The organism is Streptomyces pseudoechinosporeus (genome assembly GCF_054783935.1).
The window spans coordinates 1-1,126 of sequence record NZ_BAAGPS010000101.1 but is presented as its reverse complement, the minus strand read 5'-3'; the positions used below and the strand labels follow the sequence as shown (position 1 = coordinate 1,126).

Here is a 1,126-nt window from a genome sequence, read left to right as displayed (position 1 = left end):
CCTCACCTTCCGCATCCCCGCCTCGGGCGGCACCTTCAGCCAGCTCAACTCCTACACCCAGGGCAACGGCACCGACGACGTCACCGGCGCCGCCGAGACCGGCGACCACTTCGGCTGGAGTGTGACCGCCGTGAACACCGCACCGCGCGCGGTGAGCACCACGGCGACGATGAAGCTGGCGGTGGGCGTCCCGGACGAGATCGTCGGTACGGCGTCCAAGGCGGGCGCCATCCAGACCTTCTCCCTGCTGGGCACCCCCGGCGCCAACGACAAGTGGCTGGAGCCGGGCAACAACGCCGGCATCCCCGGCACCCCGGGCGCCAACCAACGCCTGGGCCTCAGCATCCACTTCACCGGCACCCACCTGTACGTCGGCATGCCGTACGGCCCCAGCACCCACGGCGCCCTGCACGCCCTGCCGATGGCCAACGTGACCGCCGGCGCCACGCCGACCGCGATCACCACCTACCAGCCCGGCACCGGCGGCCTCCCCGCCACCGGCACCCGCTTCGGCTTCACGGCGCGATAACCCACGAGTCCTCCGGGGGCCGGCGCGGACCGGCCCCCGGGGGACCGCGATGTGCGAAACCCGTCGTATGGCGGGTGGCAGAACCGCACTCCTCGCACCCCTTGTCGCTCTCATCCCACGACAACGCCCCATGGCCCTGGCGTGAACCAGGTCCATGGGGCGCTTCGTTGTCCAGCCGTACCCGTTGCCGTCGGGTTGCCGTTACCCGAGCCGCTACTTCACCGGCAGCTGGAGCTGGGAGCGCAGCGCCCCCGTGGCCGGCGACTTCACCGCCGACGGCAAGAGCGACCTGGCGGTTCTGTACAACAGAGGCACGACAGCCGAGGGCCGAATCCGCCACGCCCTGTGGACCTTCACCAGCACCGGCGACTCTGTGAGCACACCCCGTGCGCGCTTTTGGGGGCGCTGCTCAGGCAGCGTGCCCCTCGAAGCGGAACTCGGGACGGGTGCGCGGGTCGATTCGGGCACCCGACTCGAGTGCGATTGCCAGTTGCTCGAGGAGCTCGAGAGTCGGATCGACTCCGCTCTCTTCGATGGACTCGATGTCCTCCTCGGACATCCCGGCCCGGCGCGCCAGTTCAGCCGTGCTCCAGCCCA

Annotated in this window: 2 pseudogenes; one reads left to right on the top strand and one right to left on the bottom strand. The window is 70.6% G+C overall.

The features are described 5' to 3' along the window. Positions 1 to 529 (top strand): annotated as a pseudogene (locus ACYVO6_RS49395) (esterase); the annotation flags it as partial. Positions 530 to 938: 409 nt separating this feature from the next. Here the strand turns inward: ACYVO6_RS49395 and ACYVO6_RS49390 are convergent. Next, a pseudogene (locus tag ACYVO6_RS49390) lies at positions 939 to 1,126 on the bottom strand (hypothetical protein); the annotation flags it as partial.